The organism is Mucilaginibacter sp. P19 (genome assembly GCF_050632265.1).
GTDB classification, from domain to species: domain Bacteria; phylum Bacteroidota; class Bacteroidia; order Sphingobacteriales; family Sphingobacteriaceae; genus Mucilaginibacter; species Mucilaginibacter gossypii.
This window is the reverse complement of record NZ_CP192586.1, coordinates 5,457,250-5,479,323: the sequence shown is the minus strand read 5'-3', so window position 1 is coordinate 5,479,323 and position 22,074 is coordinate 5,457,250. Positions and strand designations below refer to the sequence as shown.

At 42.1% G+C, this 22,074-nt stretch carries 19 protein-coding genes and 1 pseudogene; 12 read left to right on the top strand and 8 right to left on the bottom strand.

Features of this window, described 5'->3' with window-relative positions:
• Positions 1-32: 32 nt before the first annotated feature.
• Positions 33-1,325, bottom strand: coding sequence for a DUF5690 family protein (locus tag ACQ86K_RS26810; protein ID WP_431199090.1), 1,293 nt, complete (start codon positions 1,323-1,325; stop codon positions 33-35).
• Between the two features lie 3 nt (positions 1,326-1,328).
• On the bottom strand, positions 1,329-2,015 hold the full coding sequence (locus ACQ86K_RS26805; protein ID WP_091165290.1) for an HAD hydrolase-like protein: 687 nt from the start codon (positions 2,013-2,015) through the stop codon (positions 1,329-1,331).
• Between the two features lie 252 nt (positions 2,016-2,267).
• Between ACQ86K_RS26805 and ACQ86K_RS26800 the strand changes: the two genes are divergently transcribed.
• A complete protein-coding gene (locus tag ACQ86K_RS26800; protein WP_091165294.1) occupies positions 2,268-3,239 on the top strand; it encodes an aldo/keto reductase in 972 nt (323 codons plus the stop codon).
• Positions 3,240-3,341: 102 nt separating this feature from the next.
• Entirely contained in the window at positions 3,342-4,097 is a 756-nt protein-coding gene (locus tag ACQ86K_RS26795) for a helix-turn-helix domain-containing protein (RefSeq protein ID WP_256337384.1), read from the top strand.
• A gap of 102 nt (positions 4,098-4,199) precedes the next feature.
• On the opposite strand, the gene ACQ86K_RS26790 is transcribed toward ACQ86K_RS26795, so the two are convergent.
• The gene (locus ACQ86K_RS26790) at positions 4,200-4,778 is read right to left on the bottom strand and encodes a helix-turn-helix domain-containing protein (protein ID WP_091165300.1); all 579 of its coding nucleotides are present in this window, start codon (positions 4,776-4,778) and stop codon (positions 4,200-4,202) included.
• Positions 4,779-5,060: 282 nt separating this feature from the next.
• On the opposite strand from ACQ86K_RS26790, the gene ACQ86K_RS26785 reads away from it, so the two are divergent.
• From ACQ86K_RS26785 to ACQ86K_RS26755, 7 genes are all read left to right on the top strand, one after another.
• On the top strand, positions 5,061-5,645 hold the full coding sequence (locus ACQ86K_RS26785; RefSeq protein ID WP_091165304.1) for a phosphonate degradation HD-domain oxygenase: 585 nt from the start codon (positions 5,061-5,063) through the stop codon (positions 5,643-5,645).
• Between the two features lie 177 nt (positions 5,646-5,822).
• Entirely contained in the window at positions 5,823-9,101 is a 3,279-nt protein-coding gene (locus tag ACQ86K_RS26780; RefSeq protein ID WP_091165308.1) for a SusC/RagA family TonB-linked outer membrane protein, read from the top strand.
• A gap of 72 nt (positions 9,102-9,173) precedes the next feature.
• A complete protein-coding gene (locus tag ACQ86K_RS26775; protein ID WP_431199089.1) occupies positions 9,174-10,688 on the top strand; it encodes a SusD/RagB family nutrient-binding outer membrane lipoprotein in 1,515 nt (504 codons plus the stop codon).
• Between the two features lie 76 nt (positions 10,689-10,764).
• Complete coding sequence (locus ACQ86K_RS26770) at positions 10,765-11,853, top strand: alkaline phosphatase family protein (protein ID WP_176844423.1); 1,089 nt, start codon at positions 10,765-10,767, stop codon at positions 11,851-11,853.
• Positions 11,854-11,859: 6 nt separating this feature from the next.
• Entirely contained in the window at positions 11,860-12,681 is an 822-nt protein-coding gene (locus tag ACQ86K_RS26765) for a glycerophosphodiester phosphodiesterase family protein (RefSeq protein WP_091165313.1), read from the top strand.
• A 363-nt stretch (positions 12,682-13,044) separates the two neighbouring features.
• Entirely contained in the window at positions 13,045-13,611 is a 567-nt protein-coding gene (locus ACQ86K_RS26760; RefSeq protein ID WP_091165316.1) for a cupin domain-containing protein, read from the top strand.
• A 95-nt stretch (positions 13,612-13,706) separates the two neighbouring features.
• Positions 13,707-14,552: a metallophosphoesterase family protein gene (locus ACQ86K_RS26755; RefSeq protein WP_091165319.1), complete on the top strand. Its 846-nt coding sequence runs from the start codon at positions 13,707-13,709 to the stop codon at positions 14,550-14,552.
• A gap of 111 nt (positions 14,553-14,663) precedes the next feature.
• Here the strand turns inward: ACQ86K_RS26755 and ACQ86K_RS26750 are convergent, their stop codons facing one another.
• From ACQ86K_RS26750 to ACQ86K_RS26730, 5 genes and pseudogenes are all read right to left on the bottom strand, one after another.
• The gene (locus ACQ86K_RS26750; RefSeq protein ID WP_091165322.1) at positions 14,664-15,629 is read right to left on the bottom strand and encodes a Gfo/Idh/MocA family protein; all 966 of its coding nucleotides are present in this window, start codon (positions 15,627-15,629) and stop codon (positions 14,664-14,666) included.
• A gap of 136 nt (positions 15,630-15,765) precedes the next feature.
• Positions 15,766-16,839, bottom strand: coding sequence for a DUF4148 domain-containing protein (locus tag ACQ86K_RS26745; protein ID WP_091165325.1), 1,074 nt, complete (start codon positions 16,837-16,839; stop codon positions 15,766-15,768).
• 120 nt (positions 16,840-16,959) lie between these two features.
• Positions 16,960-17,850, bottom strand: a complete 891-nt coding sequence (locus tag ACQ86K_RS26740; RefSeq protein WP_091165327.1) for a class I SAM-dependent methyltransferase — start codon at positions 17,848-17,850, stop codon at positions 16,960-16,962.
• Between the two features lie 132 nt (positions 17,851-17,982).
• Positions 17,983-18,736 (bottom strand): annotated as a pseudogene (locus ACQ86K_RS26735) (ABC transporter ATP-binding protein).
• The gene (locus ACQ86K_RS26730; RefSeq protein ID WP_090529338.1) at positions 18,733-19,464 is read right to left on the bottom strand and encodes an MlaE family ABC transporter permease; all 732 of its coding nucleotides are present in this window, start codon (positions 19,462-19,464) and stop codon (positions 18,733-18,735) included. Before ACQ86K_RS26730 ends, ACQ86K_RS26735 begins: the two are co-directional and overlap by 4 nt.
• Before the next feature lie 166 nt (positions 19,465-19,630).
• On the opposite strand from ACQ86K_RS26730, the gene ACQ86K_RS26725 reads away from it, so the two are divergent.
• The 3 genes from ACQ86K_RS26725 to ACQ86K_RS26715 are packed head-to-tail and all read left to right on the top strand — an operon-like array spanning position 19,631 to position 21,950.
• Entirely contained in the window at positions 19,631-20,335 is a 705-nt protein-coding gene (locus tag ACQ86K_RS26725) for an SDR family oxidoreductase (RefSeq protein WP_091165331.1), read from the top strand.
• Between the two features lie 33 nt (positions 20,336-20,368).
• On the top strand, positions 20,369-20,968 hold the full coding sequence (locus ACQ86K_RS26720; protein ID WP_091165334.1) for a PspC domain-containing protein: 600 nt from the start codon (positions 20,369-20,371) through the stop codon (positions 20,966-20,968).
• A gap of 4 nt (positions 20,969-20,972) precedes the next feature.
• Positions 20,973-21,950 carry a LiaI-LiaF-like domain-containing protein gene (locus ACQ86K_RS26715; protein ID WP_091165337.1) on the top strand — a complete coding sequence of 326 codons (978 nt, stop codon included), beginning with the start codon at positions 20,973-20,975 and terminating at the stop codon, positions 21,948-21,950.
• Positions 21,951-22,074: the final 124 nt, after the last annotated feature.

Genomic DNA, 22,074 nt, shown 5'->3' with positions numbered 1-22,074 from the left:
GATTGAAAGTTAGAGTTTGTTGCTCATCAGTTTCATCTGCAATTATCTTTTTTATCACGGGCAGCGCTTTGCAAAAAGTAAATGAGCGATAAAATACCGCAAATTCCGCCAACAATGGCTACCGTCATTGCGCCTTCCCGAAAAAAGGCACCCCAGCTTATTGAGGGGCGACCAAGTTCTTTTACCAGCAAAACACTAACACTGCCAAGGTAGCCCATCGAATCGGCAATGTACATGATAAAGCCCACATTGCTTTTATAGTGGAACGATGCTATCATCCGTTCAAAAAATATAGCATTGTAAGGAACGTAGCCCATGTATAAGCCAAGGCCTACCAGGGTCATCCATAAGGTTGGGCTTATCATTTTAAAGGTAAACATGATGGTTGATATACCCACCAGTACACAACCGGCAATGATCATTAAATGAATAATACTAAAGGCACGGATATTTTTCCTGACAAGGATAAGCAAGCTCATGGCTACTAATACCACCAGCGAAATTTTTATATCCGTAGTGGTAAAAATGCTGTTATCCTTAATGCCCAGGCTTGCCCAAATCTCTACCTCGAAATTATCGCGTACGTCGCGCATAATAGTAAGTAGCACATAAACAATCAGGGTGAGGATAATACCCGGTAAAAAACGGATAACGAATTGTTTGCGCTCTGTGGCGTTCATGGGGGTACGTTCGGAGCGTAAACTTATGTCTTCGGCGGTAGGTGCTGGGATAAGCTCCATACAACCTACAAAAAATAACAGCGGCAATGCGAATACAGCACCTGTTAAAAAAGGCATGTAATATTCATTTACATGAAGACTGCTTATAAGTGTACGCCCTATTGTTTTTACAAAGCCCGATGCAAAGATGAGACTGATGGATAATACCGAAGCCATGAACTCAGTTGAGCGGCGGCCTTCCAGGTAACCAAAAACCAGGCCCCAGATAAGGCCCAGCGGGAGACCGTTGATGAAAAGGAACGCAATATTCCACGGGGCCGGTACAAAAGCAAAGGCCAGCAGCGCCGCCCAGGCAATGCCGATAAGGGTTAAAATATATCGTGCACGGGTTTTGCCGTTTACTTCGGCTATAAATTTTATGCCGTAAAACTTGCTGCTCATATAGCCGATAACCTGCGCTATAACCAGCCAAACCTTATAATCAACATGAAAGTACTCGTGACCAGTGAAAGTTGCCGCTGCAAATGCCTTACGGAAAGCATACATGGATGTATACGTTCCAAAAGCCGAAACCGCTGCCAAAACTGAAATCAGTGCATAAGGCCATTGGGCTACTTTTGCACGTAAACTTTCAATCAGCCTCATGTTTTATTGATTTATGATGTCAACTACTTGTGCAATATCGTCAATAATATGGGTAGGATTATAGGTTTCCAGCTCGGCCCGGGTAAAAATGCCGGTGGTTACGCCTATTGAATATTTGCAGCCGGTGTTTTGGCCCTCGCGTACATCAACCTCAGTATCGCCTACTTTAGCAACTTCCAAAGCATCTGTTATGCCGGCCTCAAGCATCATTTTTTGGATCATGAAAGGATGCGGGCGACCAAGTTCAACTTCGTCCGATCCAACAACGTAATCGATCAGCCCCTTCTCGTGCCATTGCAGGCGGTTTACAATAGTATCGGCAATATCGCGCGAGAAACCGGTATTGATACCAACTTTAACGCCTTGCTCATGCAGTTTAGCAAATGTTTCCTCTACGTTTGGCAGGGGGTCAATGCCAGGCTCAAACTGGTAAAAATTAATCATTTGCTGTACAAACTCTTTATGTATGGTTGTTACCAGTTCGTCGGTAATCAATGATTGATCGGCTTCATGTTCAACAAGCATTTTACGAATGGCCAGGGTTTTTTCATAGCCCATCAAAGGGTCTATTTTCTCCAGTTCAACCTCGTAACCAGACTTTTGCATGGCAGCCCTGAAAGCCTTGCTAACTTCATGATCATCTTTAACCGTAGTGCCGGCTATATCAAATACCACTAATTTTATGCTCATAATAACAAATATAATTGTTTAGCAATACTAAACTTTTTTATTAAAATTAAACTAAATTAGTGTTAAAGTTTGGTTAAGGGGAGGTTTGTGGTTGGTTTTGTTCCCTTAATTTTCAAACGGGAAACGTATGTACGGGGTTTCTAAAAAAAATTATCGTAAAAACTTGAGCCATACAGACAAGTAAATTGAGCCATGCAAGAAATTCCGTCATGAACAAGATATCTGATATTTGTTTTAAATTAAATATCAACTATGGAGAACATAACGAAAATAAATTTGGGCAAAAACGGTCCGCTGGTTTCAAAACTGGGCCTGGGCTGTATGCGCATGTCATCAGTTTGGGGCAGCAAAGCCAATGATGAAAACGAAAGTATCGCTACCATACAAGCAGCTTTAGATAGTGGCATCAATTTTTTAAACACCGGCGATTTTTATGGTGCCGGTCATAATGAGTTATTGGTAGGCAAGGCCATTAAAGGCCGTCGGGACGACGCGTTTATCAGCGTTAAATTTGGCGCTATTTTTTATAATGGTCAATGGCTTGGCTTAGACCTTCGCCCTATTGCCATTAAAAACTTCATCAATTATTCGTTAGTGCGATTAGGTATCGACACTATCGACCTGTATCAGCCTTGCCGCCTGGATAATAGCGTACCTGTAGAAGATGTAATAGGTACCGTTGCCGACCTGATTAAGGAAGGAAAAGTACGCCACCTTGGTGTTTCTGAAATTACTGCGGAGCAATTGCGTAAAGCCAACAGCATACACCCGGTAACCGCGTTGGAAATTGGCTACTCATTAGCCGACAGGCAAATTGAAAACGATCTGCTGCCTACTGCTAAAGAACTGGGCATTGGCGTAGTCGCATTTGCCAATACCGCCGAAGGTTTACTTACGGGCGATATGAAAGCGCCGCTTCCGGCGGATAGTTATCATAATCACTTTTCACGTTTTCAGGGAGACAACCTGGTAAAGAACCTTGAAAAAGTTGAAGTGTTAAAGCAAATGGCCAGCGACAAAGGCTATACGCCTACCCAACTTGCTATTGCATGGGTAAACGCCCAGGGCGATAACATTATGCCACTGGTGAGCATGAGCCGCAGATCGCGCCTGCCTGAAAATATACAGGCGATGCAAATTGAATTTAGTGCCGATGAAATGAATACACTTAAAACTGCTTTTACCCAGGGGGCAATATTAGGTGGTACATACCTGCAACGATAAATGGACGGGGCTGCATAAGCCCCTCTTATTTTATATATTTACATAGTGACCAATCCAACCGAAATAATTCCAGGCGTAATCTTTTATTCTTTTTTCTCGAGGATGAGAAAGGAAAAGGTAGGTTTTTTTGAGCATAGCACCCTGGTATTACAGGTTTCAGGACAATTCAGCATCGAAACCGCTAATCAAAAAATTTCGATGAAAGGCGGCGAAATGATGTTGATCCGCAAAAATCAATTGGGCGAACTCGTCAAAATGCCCGTTGATGGCGGTGACTATCAAACCATCATCATTTGCCTGAAAGAAGATATGCTGCGGCAGCTTGCCCTGGAAGAACAGATAGAACCGGGACGGAAATACATTGGTCAACCCAATATCAGGATCCCCGAAAATGAATTTCTTCGGGGCTTTTTTCAATCGGTGATTCCTTATGTGCACCATCCCAACGAAAAAATAACCAAACAACTGGGCATGTTGAAAGTAAGGGAAGCCGTACACTTGCTGCTGCATACTATGCCCGAGCTTAAAGATTTCCTGTTCGATTTTTCTGAGCCGCATAAAATCGACCTGGAAAAATTTATGCTGAGCAATTTTCATTTCAACGTATCTGTCGAGAAATTCGCGCAACTTACCGGCCGAAGCCTTGCGGGGTTTAAACGCGATTTTCAAAAAACTTTTGATACTTCGCCCCGGCATTGGCTGCAAACCAGGCGGCTTGCAGAGGCGCGCCATCTCATCGAAAACAAAAACCGTAAACCATCTGAAATTTACCTCGATTTAGGGTTTGAAAGCCTGGCTCATTTTTCCCATTCGTTTAAAAAAGAATTTGGCAAAGCACCTACAGAGTGGGCGCACTAACCGGAGTTTTTTTGTTGATAAGGGTTGGATTTTGTTATAGCCTCTGAAACAAAAGTGGCACCCTCCACTCAATTAACCATTCATTTAATCAACCCAATCAACCTACTTCTTCTCTTCAAAAAAGTATACCACCAGCATACTGGCCGTGGTATCGCCCATGTTTTTTGGGGTATGGGGGATGCGCCCGTCAAAGAGCATGCTATCGCCCTGGTTAAGAATTACGGTATCGTCATTAAACTGGTAAGCAACCTGCCCGGAGAGGATATACTTATATTCAAACGCTTCGGTTTCAACAAGCGGACGGGAGGCATCGGGCTCAAGCTCCAATATTACAATATCAACAGTACTTTGACTTATCGATTGCGTAAAGATGCGCTGGTAATGAAAACCATCGGCATATTCTTTTTCAAAATGATCGTATTCGTGTTTGCGCTTTACTAAAACTGGGAGATGATCGCTTTTTGAACGCATATCTTTAAAAAACTCGTTCAGGTCTATCTCCAGTGCTTTAATAATATCTATCAGTACGATAAGCGATGGGATAGTGCGGCTATTTTCAATTTGAGATATCAGGCCTTTGCTTACGTTAGCCCTCATGGCAAGCTCCTGTACGGTTATATTTTTTTCCCGGCGGCGTTCTTTTATGCGGTTACTGATCTGTATCAGTATGTCTTCTTCCATTTAAAGCTGGTTATTTGGTGCGCAAAGTAATTAATCAGGCTATTTATCCAAAATGATTTTTTTGTTACGCTTTGAACAGCATAGTGTAAATGTTAACGGATATCTATGTAATATTGTTGTATTAGTTAAGTTTCAATAAACAGTAAGTGAGCTTTGAAATTGTCTGTCTAAGCGTTCTGTAAGAAATTAATGTTAAATATGGGTTCCGATAATATATTTCATGAATATTTAATAATTACCTAACCTGTATGCTGTTTATTTGTAACTAAAAATTTTAATAACATGGTACCATCTCATTATAATCCGAAAGCTGTAGTTGCTGAAGTGTTTTCTTTATACGAAAAATTTGGCGATGCCGATTATATAGGGGAGCCTGTTTCTCAACTGGAGCATATGTCGCAGGCAGCTTCGCTTGCTGAGGCTGAGGGCTATGACGATGAGGTTGTACTTGCTGCGTTTTTTCATGATATAGGGCATCTTTGTGCTGATGCTGAAGAAGCAGGAAGTATGGATGGCATGGGCAATGTTGACCATGAGCGCCTGGGTGCCGATTACCTGTTGGAGCGTGGGTTTTCTGAAAGGGTTGCCAATCTGGTGCAGGGCCATGTAATTGCCAAAAGATATCTTACCTATAAATACCCCGAATATTATAACCGTTTATCGGATGCCAGTAAAGCTACCCTCGAATTTCAGGGAGGCGTGATGACTGAGGCCGAGGCTGCAGAATTTGAATTAAACCAGGATGCTGAACTTATCATCAGACTGCGGTACTGGGATGACATGGCCAAGGAAATGCATGTACCCGTAAATAACCTTGATCATTTAAAAGCTATTGCCCTGGCGCATCTGCAAGTGGTAAATGAATAATATAATATTAAGTTTTTGTGATTAATATATAATCTGCCTGTTACAAAAATCACCTGCTTAACACAGGGTGAACATCAAGTTAAGTATAGCTTAATACTAAATTAGTTTACTAATAATAAACAAAGTTTAGTATTGCTGCATGAAAAATTTGACTGTTTCACCCTTAAACTTTAGCAGATGAACAAGATTTACCAGAGATTAAAAACCGTAATAACGGTTTTGTTATTTTGCGTAGCTCCATCTATTTTATTCGGACAAACCAAAATAAGCGGTACTGTTACCGATGACAAGCACTTGCCCCTGCCGGGCGTAAGTGTAAGAATTAAAGAGCAAAATAAAGGCACTGTTACCGATATTGATGGCCGTTATATAATAAACGCCAGCGCAGGTCAAACCCTTGTTTTTTCTTTTATTGGTTATACCTCGCAATCCGTTGTTGTAGGTGATAAACCAATTATAAACGTAAGCCTTACAGGCGATAATAAATCACTTAATGAAGTTGTTGTAACAGCTCTTGGTATCAAAAAAGAAACCAGGCGAGTTGGCTATGCAATTCAAACAGTGCAAGGCGACGCGTTGACCACTGCTCGCGATCCTAATCCTGTTACAGGTTTAATAGGTAAAGTTGCAGGTGTATCGGTAGGCCCATCAGCCGAATTATTGGGTAACCCTAACGTATTGATCAGGGGTAACCAGGTATCTTTATATGTTGTTGATGGTTTCCCTATTAATACAGATACTTATAACATCAGTCCTGATGATATTGAAACATATACAGTATTGAAAGGCCCGGCCGCCGCAGCCCTGTATGGCAGCCGCGCACAGTTTGGTGCTATATTGATCACCACCAAAAATGGTGCTAAAAACAAGAAAGGCTTAACCATTGATATAAACAGCAGCACGGTATTAAACACAGGTTTCCTTGCATTTCCTCGTATACAAAGTTCATTTGGTCCGGGCGAAAATACTTTTTACCAGTTTGTTGATGGTAAAGGCGGTGCACCTGGTGGTGTAGACGGTGACTACGACGTTTGGGGTCCTTACTTTAACGGACAGCTTATTCCCCAGTATGACAGCCCTGTTGTTAACGGCGTTCGCCAGGGAACACCGTGGGTTGCCCGAGGTAAAGACAACCTGAAGCGCTTTTTGCAAGTTGGTAGCCAAACAAATAATAACGTTTCTATTGGCGCGGTTGGCGATAATTATGTAACCCGTTTCTCGGTGTCGCAGCAACATCAAACAAGCTATATTCCTTCACAATATTTGAATATAGCTAACGCTAATCTTTACGCTTCGTTTACTCCAATTCCTAAATTAACTTTTGAAGGTAATATAGATTTCAACAGGCAGTCAACTGATAATTTCCCTGATGTTCAGTATGGCCCTAACAGTATCATCTATAATATTGCTGTTTGGACTGGGGCTGACTGGAATATCGAAGCGCCTGATATTAAAGCGATCTGGCAGCCAGGTAAAGTCGGAGTTCAATCGGTATTTGCCGAATATCAACGTTACCATAACCCATACCTGTTAACAAAGGAGTGGACCCGTGGTCATTACAAAAACGACGTTTATGGCTATTTAGGTGCTACTTATAAATTCAATGATAACTTGAATTTGAGGTTACGTTCACAAATTGATACCTATGATCTGTTACGTACAGAAAAACTTCCTTTTAGTGCCCACCCTTACGGACGTGAAGGTAACCAGGGCGACTACCGCGAAGACCGCAGGAACTTATTTGATAACAACACGGAGTTGATCTTGAACTATAACTACACCATCAAGAAATTCTTAAATCTGTCGGGTTTAGTTGGTTCTAACTTACGTGAGATGTCATATAACTCAAGCTGGACATCAACAGATTATTTGAACGTACCTGAGGTTTATGCGTTCAGCAACTCAAAAAACCCTATTCAGGCAACCAGCTTCAACGCATCAGAGAGAGTATTTAGTATTTATGCTTCATTGGATATGTCATTTGGTAAATATGCTACCTTATCTGGTACTTACCGTCGTGACAGGTCAAGCGCTTTCCAAAACGCTACAACTTACACTTACCCAAGTGCTTCTTTGGCTACAGTAATTTCTGATTATGTTAAAATGCCGGAGTTCATTTCATTTTTGAAAGCGCGTGGTTCATATGCTAACGTAAAAGCAGATGCTTCAAGCTCAACTATAGGCCCTGCTCCATTTAGCTCAATCACCGCGTTTGGTGGTAGCACAGGTGCTTCGTTATTTAACAATCCGCTGGGGTATGGTTCAACTTATACTTCGCCATATAACGGACCGGATTATTCTTTAAATACATCCTATTCAACCAGCAAACCATACAATAATACAACTGCTGGTTATGCAACCAATTACTTATACATTAATAATATCAAAACTTCAACCCGTGTTAACTATGAGGAAGGCTTTGACATTAAATTCCTGCAAAACCGTTTAGGTTTAAGCGCTACAGCTTTCCAATACATCGATGGTCCGCGAATTTTAGCTAACCCAATTTCTACCGCTTCAGGTTACAGTATCCTTTATCTAAACGCCCTAAAAACTAAAAGGTCAGGTTATGAAGGAACTATCGAGGGTACTCCTATCAAAAACCTGGGTGGGTTTACCTGGAACGTGTTAGTAAACGTAGCTACAAATAAGGAGATTTACAAAGAGTTGCCTGCTGGTCAGAATACTTACAATACCTTCTTTAAAGTTGGCGACCGTACAGATAAATTATACGGATCGGCATTTGTAAGGACTCCTGATGGCCAGGTCATCAACGATGCTGCCGGTAAGCCTTTAGTTAAACCGGTTGCTCAATACCTGGGTAACGAGAATGCTAAATACACCTGGGCTGTATCTAACAAATTACGGTACAAAAACTTTACCATGGGTTTCCAGTTTGATGGTTCGGTTGGCGGTGTAATTATTGATTACATGCACAACAAAACCATGCGTGGCGGTGCAAACATCGAAACAGCTACCGGCGCCCTTGGCGATGCACGTTACCAGGATTGGAAAAACTTTGGCGTAACTGGTTACAATGGTACTTACGTTGGCCAGGGTGTGGTAGTATCTAACGGTACCGCTATCAACTACGATTCAAAAACAGGTGCAGTGTTAAATTACAACGCTCTGCAATATGCTCCTAACAAGCAAACTGCCTTTGTACAGGATTATGTTAGTAAATATTACGGTGTTGACGAATCAAACCTGATGAGCAAAACCTTTAGCAAATTGCGTGAAGTTAGCTTTGGCTTTGATTTTCCTAAAGCCTGGTTGCAGAAAAGCTTTATACAGAAAATATCTGCATCACTTTATGGCCGTAACTTATTGTACTTCTACGGTGACAAACGCTTTAAAGACGTGGATCTTGACCAATACAACGGTGCCCAGGCGCAAACCGTATTGCAATCACCAACAATTCGTAGCTACGGATTTAACCTGAATTTATCATTCTAATTAACAGATGGATATGAAAAAGATATTTTTAATTTACTTATTGCCGGTATTTATGATACTAACGGTAACGGGTTGCAAAAAAGCTTCCAGGAGTTAACCGTTAACCCTAACGTACCTAATGCTGTGCCAGCGTCGTTGCTTTTCAATGGCATTTTAAACAGCATGGTCGATATGCCTGATGGCTCCGACGAAACTTATTCGCAATACTATATCAATAATTACGATTACTACGGAAATAACCGTTATGATTTTGGCAGCGGCGACAATTATTACAACGCCTTGAAAAATGTTGCGGCTATGGAAAACCAGGCTGTTAAAGGCGGAGCCAAAGCAGTTAACCCATATAGCGCCTTAGGCAAATTTTTCAGAGCTTATTTTTTTAGCAAAATGAGTATGGAAGAAGGCGATATCCCAATGACACAAGCTTTACAGGGATTAACTAATCTAACTCCTACTTATGATACTCAAAAAACAGTAATGACCCAGTCATTAAGCTGGTTGGAGAGCGCCAATGCTGATCTTACCACATTAATTGCCGCAGGCGACAATACGCTTGCCGGTGATATCTACCTTAGCAATAGCTTAACTGCGTGGCAAAAAGTGGTAAACACATTCAGGATTAGGTTGCTTGTACAGTTAAGCAAAAAAACTGCTGATATTGATGTTGTAAATCAATTCGCTACGATTTTGGGTAATCCAACAAAATACCCTTTAATGACCAGCGCGACCGACAACCTGCAATACACCTTTGTTTCGCCAACTAACTATTATCCGCAAACACCTGATAACTTTGGTCAGAGTGGTTCACGTAAAAACACCTCGGCTACTTACATCGGTTTATTAACAAGCTTAAAAGATCCGCGCGTGTTTGTAACGGCTGAGCCTGCGCGGTACAATGTTGATAACCTGAAAGAAAGTCCCACTGCATTTTCATCATTTATTGGTGCAGATCCGGGCCTGGATTTAGGTGTAATGTATAACAATGCAGGCTTGCAGAAATATTCTTTCCTTAACAGGAAACGTTATTACTCAACTTATACCGGCGAGCCTTCTATACAAATAGGCTACCCCGAGCTGATGTTTAACATAGCCGAAGGTATTAACAGAGGTTGGGCTACAGGAAATGCGGAAGACTATTATATCAAAGGAATACAGGCTTCGTTTGCTTTCTACAGTATCCCAACTGGTACAGGTACTTTCACCGCTTATTTTTACCGCCCTGGTTCAACCAACGTAGCTGCTTTATCTAACTACGATACTTACACCATCAACGTTGATTGGGCTACCTACTATTCGCAAAGCAGTGTTAAATATACTACCGGTACAACTGGTTTAACTAAAATATTGCAGCAAAAATACCTGGCGTTATTCCGTCACTCGGGTTTGGAATCATATTTTACATACCGTCGTACCGGTATACCAACCTTTACAACAGGGCCAGGTACTGGTAACGGTGGTCGTATAGCAACCCGTTTCCAATATCCGCAATCAGAGCGTACTTCAAATGCCGATAATTATAACAAAGCGTTAGCCAGTCAGTATGGCGGTAACGATGATATTAACGGTGTTATGTATATACTTAAATAACCTCAGCTTATACGTTTTAATTAATCTGCATAAAGGCCCCGCTAATCAGGGGCCTTTATCATTAAATACAAAAGCCATGAAAAAAGTTATCTTATTTGCATTATTCACTTTGTCGTTTTCGGCCTTAAGCGCCCAGCATAAAACCCAAAACGTAGTTATCGTCACTATCGATGGTTTACGCTGGCAGGAAGTTTTCCGTGGTGCCGATTCGGCCATTATCAACTCAAATGATACGCATGATAAGAATGATGTGCGTAAAAAATTCTGGACGGAGGCCGCAGCCGATCGTCGAAAACTGCTGATGCCTTTCTTTTGGAGCACGGTAGTTGAAAAAGGACAACTGTATGGAAACCGTGATCTGGGCAGCAAGGATGAAGTAGCCAACCCGTATCATTTTTCATACCCGGGATACAATGAAATATTTACCGGTTTCCCCGATAAGCTGATGAACACCAACGATGGTATCTATAACCCAAACATGAATGTGCTTGAGTTTTTGAACAAACAAAAAGGTTTTGAAAACAAGGTGGCTGCATTTGCATCATGGGAGCGCTTTTCACAGATCCTGAGCCCTCAGCGTGCCGGTATTTTAGTTAACGCGGGTTTTATGCCTTTAGAAATTGCGGGGATGAATGACCGCCTGAAACACCTGAATGAACTGCAATTGGAAGCACCCCGTTATATCAGCGATTCAACGCGGATCGATTTCCTGACATTTGAGTTTGCCAAAAACTATATGATGCAATATAAGCCGCGTGCATTGTATGTTTCATTTGATGAACCGGATGATATGGCCCATGCAGGCAATTATAAGTTTTACCTTGACCGTATTAAACAGGAAGATGGCTTTATAAAACAACTTTGGGATTATATCCAGTCAGAGCCTGCTTATAAAAACAAAACTACCCTGATCATCACCTGCGACCATGGCAGGGGTGATGAGCCAATGAAAAAATGGCATGACCATGGGTCGGACGTGTTGCATTCAGAGCAAACCTGGTTTGCCGTTATTGGCCCGGATACCCCGGCATCAGGAGAAATGAAACAAGGTGAAACAACTTATCATAAGCAACTGGCTCAAACCATAGCCAATTTATTGGGCTTTGATTTTAAAGCCAGTCATGAAGTGGGGGAGGCGATAAATAGTGTTACAGGTAAAAAATAAAATACGATGCGTTTTCAACTATTAACAATTTTAGGGTTACTATGGCTGCTGCCCGGTGATGGGTGGCAGGCCAACCCGGCTCCCGTTTCAAGGCATAAGTTTATAGTCGCTGCCCACCGCGGCGATCACGTCATTTATCCTGAAAATACACTTGAAGGATATAGAGAGGCTATAAAAAATGAGGCCGATTATGTAGAGATAGATTTGCGTACCACCAAAGATGGTGAACTGGTAAGTATGCATGACGGCAGTATCAACCGCATGACTGATGGTAAAGGGCAACTGAAGGATTTTACTCTTGCCGAGTTGCTGCAGTTAAAGGTTAAAAGCAAAGATACAGCAAGTAAACAGGCATTCCGGATCCCAACCTTTAAGCAGATTCTGCAATTGTGTAAAAACCGGATAGGCATCTACCTTGATTTTAAGGCTGCAGACCCCGAACAGGCTTATCAGATGATCAAAGAGTATGGTATGGAAAAACAGGTATTGGTTTATATCAACAGCGCGGCTCAGTTTACAGGCTGGCGTAAATCTGCACCGAAAATGCCGCTGATGCTGAGCCTGCCCGATAGTGTTAAAAATACTGCCGGCATGAAAAGCTTCATTGATCAGTATCACCCCGATATTCTTGACGGATCTTATAACCAATACACTGCTGATATGGTAGCCTTGGCCGGAGAATATCACATCCCGGTTTGGCCTGATATCCAAAGTGCAGGTGAAGGCCCTGCGGATTGGAGCAAAGCTCTTGCAGTGGGCCTGAAAGGTTTGCAAACTGATCATCCTGCGGCACTGGTGAAGTTTTTAAAAGAAAAGGGGTTGAGGTAAATTGTCTGAATCAGAATTTTCAGAATGTCCGGAATGTGATATGTTTAATTCTGAAAATTCAAGCATTCTGAAATTCTGATTCAAATAGTTTCTTAACTTTTATTTAACATCACAAGACAACGTTTATAAATAAAGTAATATCCTATGACCTCGGCCCCCGAGCTTTTCGGTATATGCCCATCTAACCAGTGAATGTTTGCGGGCAATATTAAAGCCCTCAAGTATATATCAACTAAAACGGCACCCCAATTACGTAAGAATATTTAGGGATTAGCGTAACTGAATAATTATAACTACTTTTATATCAATAAGGTAAGATATTAACAAGTTTCTTTTTATAAACCGATATAAAAGCGCTTCGCCATGAAAAGAAATAATTTCATTACTGCCATGTTAGCTTTTGCTGCAATGCCTTTAACATCCTTTTCTACAGGTGTAAAGAGATTTATGCGGGTAAACAAAGGATTTAAAATAAGTGCGGGAGAAGGCCGTATACATGGGCATATTAAATTAAAAGGGGTCAATTCAAATATAATGGATGTGAAAGTATCTGGCAGTGATACCGACGGCGACTTGGCTATTTTTGAACAAACAAGTTTATCGCAAGGCCGGGGTACTCCATTGCATGTGCATCCCTTGCAAGACGAGATATTTTATGTTTTAGATGGCGCCTACTACTTCCAGGTTGGTGAAGATAAGTTCCATTTAAGTACAGGCGATAGTGTTTTTTTACCCCGAAATGTACCACATGCATGGACGCAAGTATCTGAAAAAGGAAAAATGACGGTTATATTTCAACCTGCTGGCAAGCTTGAAGATTTTTTTGTAACAATGCAAGCGTTAGATCATGAACCAACAAAACAGGAACTCGCCAAAATTTTTAACGACCATGATATGCAACTTGTAGGTCCGCCGTTAAAACTGGAATAAACTTCATACGGTCTATAACAGGGCACGTCAAATTAGGTGTTTTCTTAACTTTCATTTAACACCTCAAGCCTACCTTTGCCGTAAAATAATAGCCTATGACCTCGCGCCGCGAATTTTTTGGCACTGCCTTAACAGGTGTTGCCGCCTTAAGTCTTTTACCCACTGTTAACAGTTTTGCTGCCGAAAATGACCAGTATAATCGTAGTACCGGTGCTAACCTTAAATTGCGGTTTGCTTTGGCCTCTGATATCCACTACGGTCAACCGGATACCGATTTTCCTTTACATACCGGCAATATGATTAAATGGCTAAACGAGGATCATAGCAAAAATCACCTTGATTTTGTTATCGTGAACGGCGACCTGGTACACAATCGCCCGGACCTGCTCCCGGAGATCAAAACAAAATACCTTGATAAATTAAATGTCCCCTACCATACCATCCCCGGCAATCATGATTTTGCGGATGCCACAGTTTGGAAGAATGCTTTTGGTTATGAAGATAAATACACGGTAGAGTTTGGCGATATAGGCTTCGTACTGGCCCACACTGCCGATACCAAAGGTGTTTATACCTGCCCTAATAATGCTTTCCTCAAGGTGTCGTTAGATAAATTTGCCGACAAAAAAATTGTTTTTGTGATACTGCATATCCCACCTACCAAATGGGTTAAGAATGATGTATTTGTTGATTGTCCTGAAACTATTCAATTGCTGCATGCTTATCCTAACGTTAAAGCTGTTTTTCACGGGCATGATCATTTGTTAGATGGCGTACGCTACACCGATAAGCTCCCGCATTTTTTTGATTCGCATATAGGCGGCGACTGGGGTACTGAATACAAAGGCTACCGCATAGTTGAAGTTGATGAGCAAAATGCTATCTGCACCTACCAGGTAAACGCCAGTCAAAACCCCGTGCTTAATTCGGCTAAACTGTAATTAGCATACCGGATTTCGGAATTTTAATTTTGGGGTAAAACGATAAGATAAATTAAAAGCCCATGTCATTGCCGCACTTCGCTCAATGACATTTTTTGTTTACTATATATTTTACTTTTCCACCGGATATTTTAAACCTATTTGTGCCCTCGCCTGATCTATCATAGCTATCATTTGTCTCGACAGTTCGTGTGGCAGTATCGGGCTTTCGGTTTTGCGCTGCTTTATGAGTTCACAGAAATGGATGATCTCATAATTTAGCCCTCCGGCGATGAATGGTTCATTCAGTTCTACTGTGCGGCCATCAAGGTAGCTGATAGTTGCCTTTGCAGGGTTCCACCAGTTTTTGTGGATGGTAATATGTCCCAGCGTGCCCACTATTAGCGCGTCGCCTTTTCCATGCATATCAAAGCCACAATATAGTTGTGCGTAACCGTTTTGATGCAGTGTTTGAAAAATGGCAAACATATCGATTCCGGTTTCACCAAACTTGCCCATGGTTTGAATATCTTGCATGGGACCGAGCCAGTCGAGTGCTAAAAAAGCTTCGTAAATGGCAATGCCCATCAGACTACCGCCAACAAGTTCAAGATTATAATTTGGATGACCCGGCGGACAATCGGCCACGGCAGAACCTGCTCTTACATAACCCACCGGGCCGATAGGGTCATTAGCAATATATTCTTTTAATTTGCCGTATAAAGGGTAGAAGGGCGGTTTCATTCCTTCCATAAAAAGTAAGCCGGTTTGTTTAGCAACAGCAAGCAGCTCGTCCAGTTCGGCAAGATTAACAGTAACCGGTTTTTCACAAAGCACATGCTTGCCAGCTTTAAGTGCGGCAATGCTGTAAGCGGCATGGCTGTCAGGCAGCGTAGCTATATAAATGGCATCGATATCACTGGCGAGTAATTCATCGATGCTTCTACATGCTATACCTCCATATTGTGCAACAAAGGCATCAACAGTTTCAGGCCGGCGGGAATAAGAAGCTACGAGTTCAACACCGTCAACAGCTGCAAATCCCTGCATAAACCTGTGCGAAATTCGCCCACAACCAATAATGCCCCATTTAAACATAGTTCTAAGTCTTAAGTTCGGAGTTCTAAGTCAAAAATTGATTTTTCAAGTATATGGCTTTAAATGCAAAAGCCCTGAGTAAATAATATATTATTACCTACTCAGGACTTTTAACTTCCTACTTAAGACTTCCGACTTATTGATACTGGATATAAATCGGGTATGGTTTGTATCTTGATAAAACCTCCTCAGGGGTTAACATGTGGTGAGGTGGTTTTTTGATGTCGTTTTTGTAAAACAATTTAAAGCCTGTAAACTGTACCGGCTCCTGGTTAATGAAGTAGCGGTAAGTGCCGGTTTTTAGGTCAGGTTCGCCCCAGCCATCCATGTTCATTACCAGTTGAATTTCCGGGTGCAATTTGATACTCTTGTAGTTGGTTACCATTTTTTTAGTAAAGCGGTGCACTACCAGGATCTTTGGCGGCAGGCCATTTTTCTTAACAATTTTGGCAAGATAGTCTGATACGTAGTTGATATCATCGGCATCATAAGTACCTATCTTTTTACCCGGATGAGTTCCGTCTTTCATCGAAAATTCAGGGTCCATACCAAAATGTACTTGTGGCAATTCCAGGTATTTTTCAAGTAGTGGTAATTCTGCGCGGATGTTGCTTAAAGCTACCTGTACATCTAAAAATACAATAGCATGGGCTTTTTTAGCCAGTACCAATACGCTGTCGATCTGTTTAAATGGCATACGGTAACGGAATTTGCCGTCTTTACCGCCATCGCCCTGGGCTACAACGGCAATGTAATGCAACGCAGGTTGAACAGGAGTTTTAGGATCTGCCTTTTCCCAATGTTTTACTTCGCCTTTTAATTTGGCAAGCATTTCGTTTGGCGGCAATTCGCCCAAAATGCCCATTCTTTTTGAGTATAGGTTACCGTAATAAGCAACTACACGTTTGAATGGTAAAATAGCTCCACCAATTGGATAAGGTGTATTTTTTACTGGCCATCTGCCTGTAGTATCACCGTGCGCGTTGAATTTCATCAACGAATCGTACAACTTTTTATCGACAGGAGGGTAGGTAGATTTTTTAACGCTTAAGGTATCTGCTGTTTCAGCCTGGGCCGAATCACCTTTAACTGCAGCGGCGGTTTTTTTACCGTCGGTTTTGGCATTGCTGCCGTTTTGAGAGCAGCTGTTTAAAAGCAAAGCTGCCGATGCCACAAATGTAGCGGATAGTACAAGCGTTTTTAATTTCATTGTTTTAACGTTCAATATAATGCAGGTGTATGTAAGGCGTGTTTAATTAATTTAATTTCCAGCTACTTATAAAGCAGCAATTGTGTTGGTTTGGTCGCCGCCAAAGATAGATATTGGAAATTAATTACTTTTAATTTTATGAAACTTTCCAAAAACCCCTAGAGGTAGTTTTGGCCCGGCTGTTGCCTGCAGGTAAAGCTCGCCAATTTCGAGGTTTTGCACCTGCGGGAACGAGCTTTTAATGAGGTTTTCAACTATTACAGATGAAAATCCAAGAGAGTAAGTGTTCAGGATCAGGAAATGCTCTTCAGGGTCGAGCAGTTGGGTTACATCACGCATCATTTCGGTGATATTATCTTCCAGTTTCCATTTTTCGCCGTTTGGCCCATTGCCGTAAGCTGGCGGATCGAGAATGATGCCATTGTATTTTTTACCGCGTTTCAATTCGCGTTTAACAAACTTCAGGGCATCCTCAACAACCCAGCGTATATCTTTAAGTCCTGAAATTTCCTGATTTTCATTGGCCCAGGTAACTACTTGTTTAATGGAGTCAACGTGAGTGGTATCGGCACCTGCGGCGCGCGCAATTAATGAAGCACCGCCGGTATAGGCAAACAGGTTAAGTACTTTAGGATCTGGCGTTTTGAAGCGTTTAACGTTTTGGCTAATGTAATCCCAGTTTACAGCCTGTTCCGGGAAGATACCAACATGTTTAAACGAGGTAAGGCCCAGCCTGAATTTAATGGCGCCTTCCTTGTTTTTATATTCGATATGCCAGCGGTCGGGAGTTTTAGGATCTTTTTTTAACCACTCGCCTGATGTTGCCGAACGGCCTTTAAACTTGATATGGTGCAAGCGCTGCCACTCTGAAGCGGGCAGGGTTTTGTTCCAAACGGCCTGCGGTTCGGGGCGGATGAGTATGATATTCCCAAAACGTTCCAGCTTTTCAAAGTCGCCGCAATCAATCAGTTCGTAATCTTTCCAGTGCGTTGGGGTAAGTAATTGGATCATTCTTATTCAGTTTGCAGTATGCTGTTGGCAGTTTGCATGCCCCAGTCAATAAATTGGTTGCAAATATAGTTATTATAAAAATACATGCAGATAACTCTGCACACACTGCTTACTGCCACTGAAAACCGTCAACTACAAAGTTGCCTTCGCTGCCCGCATAAACGGACTGGCAAATACAAATTCGTTGAGCTCTTTGTTGTCGGTTTTGGCTATCTCCTTATTCGATCCTTCCCACCATTTTTTACCCTGGTGAAGGAAAATGATGTGATCGCCAATCCCCATTACCGAGTTCATATCGTGGGTTACCACTACGGTAGTAATGCTGTACTCTGCTGTAAGTTCGGCAATCAGTTCATCTATCAGGATAGATGTTACCGGGTCAAGGCCCGAGTTAGGTTCTGTCAACAAACAAATATTTAGGTTGCATGGAAATGGCGCGGGCAATACCCACACGTTTTTTCATACCTCCTGATAGTTCGGACGGATATAATTTGTTTTTGCCGGCAAGGTTAACCCTTTCGAGACAAAAGTTGGCGCGGTCAAGTTTTTCGCTTTTTGATTGATCGGTGAACAGGTTAAGCGGAAACATGATATTTTGCTCAACTGTCATGGAGTCAAAAAGGGCCGAGTTCTGAAAAAGCATCCCTATTTGAGTACGGATAGGCACGCGTTGCTCAAAATTCATATTGGTAAAATTCTCGCCATCAAAAATCACATCGCCCTTAGTAGGTTCATGCAGCCCAACAATGCATTTAAGCAAGGTGGTTTTACCAGAACCAGACCCACCGATGATCAGGTTGTTTTTTCCGGGATGGAAAATTGCAGTGATGCCCTTCAGTACTTCGTTTTCGCCGAAGCTTTTATATACGTCTTGTATTTCGATCATAGTAACAGGCGTGAAATGATAAGGTCACAAAACAGGATCATGATACAGCTCCACACCACTCCGCGTGTTGCAGATTGGCCAACCTCAAGTGATCCGCCGTTAACATAAAAGCCCTGGTATGAACATATGGAGGTAATTACGAAGCCGAATGATATCGCTTTAACGGCGCAAACGGTGACAATAACCGGGTTAAATCCGTCGGTCAGGCCTCTCAAATAATCGTTGGTTGATACATCATTTGATGCCCAACAGGCAATATAGCCGCCGGTTAATCCTAAACCTACAGAAACAATAACCAGTAAGGGGATCATGGTAACACCGGAAATGATTTTGGGCGATATCAAATAACCAGGGGCATTTACACCCATAATCTCCAGGGCGTCTATCTGTTCCGTAACGCGCATTGTGCCAATTTGCGATGCCATGGCAGAGCCTACGCGGCCGGCCAAAACCAGTGCCGATATGGTAGGGCTAAACTCCAGGATAGTTGAATCGCGGGTAATACCGCCTACCACTGTTTTGGGGATAAAATCGCTGATAAGCTGGAAAGCCGTTTGGATGGTAGCTACCGCGCCAATAAAAAGCGAAATAATAGCAACAATGCCCAAAGAGCCAATACCCACCGAAACCATCTCACGCATGATCTCGGCCCAGTATACACTGAATTTTTCGGGTTTCCTGAAACTTAAACGCAGTAAGAGTATATATTTTCCTAAGCTATGAAACATGTAGATGCATAAAAAATCGGTTAAAAATACGCTTTTTACCTTTAAGCCTAAATGGTCAGGTGTTAAAACCAGTCATTTAAATTCAATTTTATAAGCGTTTCAATTACTCTGCTTACGTAAATTGCGGGCATAAAGCTTCACTAACTATAAAAATTAATTTAACAACATGAAAAACGTACTCATCACCGGTTCAACTAAAGGCATGGGCCGCTCAATTGCAATTGCTTTTGCTAATGAAGGATTAAACGTGGCAATTTGTTCGCGGAATGAGCAAGAATTATTAAATTTTAAAGATGAACTTGAACAGGTTGATGCAGGGGTAAAGGTTTTTGCTATGAAGGCCGATGGCAGCAAAAAAGCCGAACTGTTGAAGTTTGCTTCAGCTGCCGAGAACGAACTTGGTTTTATTGATGTTGTAGTAAATAACCTGGGCACGTTCATCCCCGCAAGTATATTGGATGATAATGAGGATACCCTTCCAATTCAGATGAATACCAACCTGATGCCGACCTATGAGTTGTACCGTTATTTTGGTAAAACTATGGCAAAGGCGCGTAACGGACACTTTTTTAATATATGTTCGGTAGCCGCAATAAACCCTGTACCACAAGCGGGGAGTTACAGTGTAACAAAGTATGCGTTGTTAGGTCTAACAAGAGTAATGAGGCTCGAGATGCAGGAGCATGGTGTAAAAGTTACCGCCGTAATTCCCGGATCAACGTTAACGGATTCATGGAAAGACGCGGTGGTTGACCCAAACACCATGGTGCTGCCCGAAGACATAGCATCGGCAATCATCAATATTTATAGGATGAGCCCCGGCGCCAATGTCGACGAAATCATCATCAAACCTGCGCCGGGCCAGTTATGATAAATCAACTTAAAACATAAACGAACATAAATTATGGAAAAGAAACTTCATCGCGATGAACACCGAAAGGTAATAGGCGGTGTTTGCGCGGGCCTTGCTGAGCATTTCGGCACGGACGTGGCAGTTGTCAGGGCTGCATTTTTAGTTGCCCTTATTTTAAAGGGCTTTAGCTTACCTATATATATAGTATTGTGGATAGTACTGCCCAAGAAAGGTTTTGACTTTACCCCCGGCGTTGATTACAGGGTACCTCCGCAGGACAACCCGTTTACAGGTGCCCCACAATCAGGGCCCTTTTACGACCCGAAATTTGCCGGCCGGCCTTTCAATTCTCCGCCATTTGTAAATCCTCCTAAAAAGCAGGCTTCAACAGTTGGGTTAATATTTGGCGTGGCGATGATATTTTTAGGGTCGATATTTCTGCTTAACGAGCTTGACCTGATGCCCGACTGGGATTTTGAAAGCCTTTGGCCCGTAATGCTGGTAGGCGCCGGTATTGCCCTGATAATTTCAGGAATAAAAAAACAGCCATGGGAAAAACAAAACTGGCATGCTAACGAGGTAACGGACGCTCCGGAAGCCGAACCTGCAAAAGAAGAAACAGAAACAAAAGATACACCTCCAACTATATAATATTATGAGAAGCGATAAACTTGTTCCGGGCGCGATCCTGGTATTGTTGGGAGTGGTATTCCTGCTGGATAACTTCCACGTAATAAATTTCGACTGGATGAACCTCCTGTACCTATGGCCTATATTTTTAATAATGGGGGGTATCAGCCTGGTATTTGCAGGCAACCGGTCGCCATTAGCTACTATCCTGAAGCTGGCGGTTGTAGTAGGCTGCTTTGCCTTGCTGGTATTTGGCAACTTTGGCAAACGCTACCATTTTTGGCCAAATGCATGGACCTTCCACAGCGATGATTATAACAATGACGACGACAGCGATACCACCAACACCGATCAGGGTGTGGTTAAAATAGGCGGCGATAAAACTTTTAAACAGGAGTATACTGCGGATATTAAACATGCCCGCCTTAACATCAGCGGCGGCGGTACCATTTATAATTTAAGCGATAGCACTGCCGATTTGTTCAATGCCCAAACGCAGGAACTTTACGGTAAGTATACCTTTAACCATAGTAAGGATGATTCGGTATATGTGCTTAACCTTAATTTGAAAAATAATAAAGGTTTTCATTTTGACTCCGACGACCGCAAAAACAACAAGGCCGACATCAAATTAAACACCAATCCGGTTTGGGATATTGACGTAACTACAGGTGCAACAGATTTAAATTTTGATCTTTCAAAATTTAAAATAAAAAGCTTATCTTTAAAGGGCGGTGCAGCATCGTTTGATGTGAAGCTTGGAGCCCCTCTTGCCAATACTAATATAGAGGTTTCAACCGGTGCATCTGAGGTTACTATAAGGGTACCAAAAGGTGCTGCATGCCGTATCACCTCCAATACCGGCCTCTCATCAAACGAGTTTGAGGGCTTTAGTAAAAAGAGTGATAACGACTACGAAACCGATGGCTTTGATGCCGCAAAAAACAGGATCCTGATCCATATGAGTGGTGGGATCTCTGATTTTAAAGTTAACCGATATTAACCTAAATCCTGAGTAAAACGATACCGGGACATAATACAACAATAATGACTTGCCATCCGCTCCATCAATTTGATGGGGCGTTTTTTTTGCACTATATTATGAGCTGATTCAGTGTTTTGTCATT